Genomic DNA, 3706 nt, shown 5'->3' on the forward strand with positions numbered 1-3706 from the left:
AAGTGGCTCTTTACCAAATACGATGCCTTTGGTAGAGCAATCTATACCGGGTTTAAAGTCACTCAAAGCAACAGGCAAACCCTTCAAGATGGTGCCGATGCACATGGGGCCACCTTTGAAGAAAGAGGACCTGCGGTAAGTAAAGGCGGTATTACAATCTACTATACCGATAATACCTACCCTAGTATTGATCTAACTGGTAATGGATCTGATGAGATTCTAACCGTTACTTACTTCGATTCTTATTTTGATCAGAATGAAAATCAACCAGAAACGCAAGATGGATTAAGTATACCTCCAACAAACACAAACAGCTTTCAAGAAAATATAACCTCTTTCACCCAAGGATTTGCAACCGTCAGTAAAGTCAGAGTTCTTGATCAAGATGATTGGATTACATCTATTAGCGGATATGACGATAAGGGAAGAGTGGTTTACACAGCTTCCAAGAACAACTACCTCAATACTACCGACATCTCTGAGTCCAGCTTAGACTTTATTGGTAAGGTTCTTGAATCCAAAAGTTCTCACACTAGAGCCAGTAATGCGCCAGTGATCACTAATGAATATTTTACCTACGATCATATGGCCAGGCCTCTGACTCATCAACAGGCCATCAATGCCAATCCGTGGACAACCCTTTCTTCTCTGGAGTACAATAAAATTGGACAAGATTCCATCAAAAGAATTGGGAACTCTCTTCAGACCGTCAACTACAAATACAATGTAAGAGGATGGCTAAAATCTATCAATGACCCTAACAATCTAGGGGATGACTTATTCGCCTTTGCTATATCCTATAATGATCCACAAAATTTTGGAGCTGGTGAAAACCCAGATGCACTCTTTAATGGAAACATCTCCCAAACACTCTGGAACTCGGCAAGTGTAAACAATACAGGGAATCCAGTGAGTAACCGCTACTCCTATACTTATGATGCCTTAAACCGTATTAAGACAGCGACGGACAATACCTCTAACTACAATGTCTCCAATATCACTTATGATAAAATGGGGAATATTGAAAGTCTATCACGTAATGGATTCCAGAATGGAGCTTTTACCAATATGGATGTGCTCACTTATGGATACGATAGTGGCAATAAACTCCTCAGTGTAAACGATGCTGGTCATAAAGACTATGGTTTTATTGACAAAACAAACTCCAGCAATGAATACACCTATGATCTCAATGGGAACATGATTACCGATTCCAATAAAGGAATTACAGGTATCACCTACAATCATCTAAACCTACCAACCAATATTAATATCGATGGGGGAACTATTACTTATAGATACGACGCAACCGGTAATAAACTAAAAAAGACGGTAAGCACAGGAAATTCAACAGACTATGCAGGCATGTACATCTACGAGAATGGAAACCTATCCTTTTTCTCTCATCCAGAAGGATATATTGATGCGCAAGACAACTTTAAACTTGTTTATCAATACAGAGATTATCTGGGAAGCAATAGACTCAGCTTTTCAGATTCAGACAACAATAGCACACCAAAAATTGTAGAAGAAAACAACTACTACCCCTTTGGTCTAAAACATCAAGGGTATAATGATCAATCCTCTCCTAACGGAAATAATTCAGCGCTGAAATATGGGTTCAATGGTATCGAATTTGAAGAGTCACTTAAAATCGATTTATATGAAATGGATATTAGACGATTCGATCCTACCATAGGTAGGTGGATATCAAGTGACCCAGTAACCCATTTCTCGAACTCTCCATATAATGGCTTTGATAACAACCCAATTTATTGGGCCGACCCGAGCGGAGCAGATGCGACTGATTTTGTAATGGACATCTATAAAAAATCTTCCGATGATGAGAAATGGGTAAATAATCACGACGGTACCTTCTCAAGTAACAAAAAACAATCCGTTAAATGTCAAGAATGCAGTAGTTATTATTTAAATCTTGAGACTGGCAGAGTTGATTTAATATCCGGCGATCAAGATTTAACAAAGCAAGGGAAATTCTGGTTAGGTGGATCAGATGCTACAGTAGGAGATATTGAGGATATGTTGGAATTACTTGGTTTTGAATACACAAGAGATAGTGGTTTTCGAGTAGAAACAACCGATGCGTATAATGCTTTTATTCAAATGCACAATTCCGAAGTCGTACAACTCACTAAATCCCTGGCCATCGAATACGGTATGGTGTATATTGGAAATATTTTCTTTCCCGCAGGCGGCGGTGGTGCAGCTGCAGGAGCTGTAGGAGGTAGAGGAATTTCGGTTTTAGGTTATGCATCCAAATATGGAATAAAATCGTATAAAGAGCTTCTTAAACTTACTAAAGGAAAAGGGTTACAGGTTCATCATTTGATCGAAAAAAGATTTGCTAGTATTTTAGGAGTAAGTCCAGGTAGTATGCAGTCAATCGCATTGACTAAATTTGAGCACCAAGTATTTACAAATGCGTGGAGGGCAAAAATTGGATACAATGGTAGCAATGCTGCGATCACAACAGCAAATGCAACGAAGGCTGATGTAATAAATGCTGCCAGAGAAATATACAAAGACTATCCAACTATATTAAAGGCATTAGGCTTATGAAGTTCATTTATCATATTGCATCCGATTGGAGCGATGAAAAAATTAGAATAATTGAAGAAAGAATTGGTCTTAAAATCAAAGCTGGTTTTTCATCGATCCAAATTGATGAAAAAAAGTATTTGGAACTTTTACCCTATTTAAAGAAATGGGGTGTATTAGGAATTAAATATCCCAAATTCAGTAATACCGAACTAATCGAATCAACCTTATCCGCCAAAATTAATCAACATACTCATGGTTACCCTATGCCAGATATTGATTTTGGTTATTTGAATTTGACATATGACTTAAGCGATTATAGTAAGAGTAGCGGTATAGGTAAAAAACAAAAAGATGCCTTTAGACTGAAAAGTGTTCCTAAACCAAAAACGAAAAGATTATTTGGGCTAGGTTGGATTTACGATGAATTATTTGTTGACGTTGGTCTTTATATCGAGGTGTTTGAACCTTTAGGTATAAAAAGCAGACCAGTACTTCAGTACAAAAAGGACAAACCTTTTGATTCGTTTGTCCAGTTGATTTTGGAGGAAACTGATGAAACTCTTGATCTTAAAGACTATCCAATTGAGAAATGCAAAGAGTCTGGAAGAGTGAAGTATCATCCTAGAGCACAAGGATTCTACCCTAAGTACAGTAATATAATTGCTCCGATTTTTAAAAGTAAAGAGTGGTTTGGTACTGGCGCAGAAGCGCGCAAAAGAATATTTGTAAGCCAAAGTTTAAGGGATAAGCTTATAGAGATGAAAATAGATAAACCTTCTTGGTATGTACCTACACGTTAGATTTTACTTATATCGATTTTGAGAATTAAATTAATTCATTATCTCTTTTTAAAGTATTTCAATGTTTTCTCTTGAGTGAGAATCAGTACAACTACAAAGACTAATTCCTCAAGCCCCAACCCCATGAAAACCATCAAAACATTTTTGGTGCTGCTTTTTGCTGCCTCAACTCTTATGGCCCAACAAGCCGAAGAGACCATCGATTATGAGATTAGTTCTGGTACAATAAGCACCCAAGCCACAGGTACCATTCGATTGCTTCCGGGGGCGTGGATTAGACCAGGTGCAGTCTTTTCAGCAGCTATTGTCACTGCTGAGCCTACTCCATCCAATGATCCCATTGC

Annotated in this window: 3 protein-coding genes; all 3 read left to right on the plus strand. The window is 37.9% G+C overall.

The annotated features are described in order from the left end of the window. Positions 1–2580: RHS repeat domain-containing protein (locus tag BST99_RS05830; RefSeq protein ID WP_105000966.1), on the plus strand; the 2580-nt coding region annotated here is incomplete at its 5' end. Next, complete coding sequence (locus BST99_RS05835) at positions 2577–3362, plus strand: hypothetical protein (protein WP_105000967.1); 786 nt, start codon at positions 2577–2579, stop codon at positions 3360–3362. The genes BST99_RS05830 and BST99_RS05835, both read left to right, overlap by 4 nt. Positions 3363–3485: 123 nt before the next feature. Continuing rightward, positions 3486–3706: hypothetical protein (locus BST99_RS14320; RefSeq protein ID WP_181044166.1), on the plus strand; the 221-nt coding region annotated here is incomplete at its 3' end.

The sequence above is a fragment of the Aureicoccus marinus genome (assembly GCF_002954325.1).
Taxonomy (GTDB): Bacteria; Bacteroidota; Bacteroidia; order Flavobacteriales; family Flavobacteriaceae; genus Aureicoccus; species Aureicoccus marinus.

Bases quoted from the DNA above. Each gene is read 5' to 3' on its own strand.
- BST99_RS05835 (WP_105000967.1), top strand. From the start codon at position 2,577: ATGAAGTTCATTTATCATATTGCATCCGATTGGAGCGATGAAAAAATT.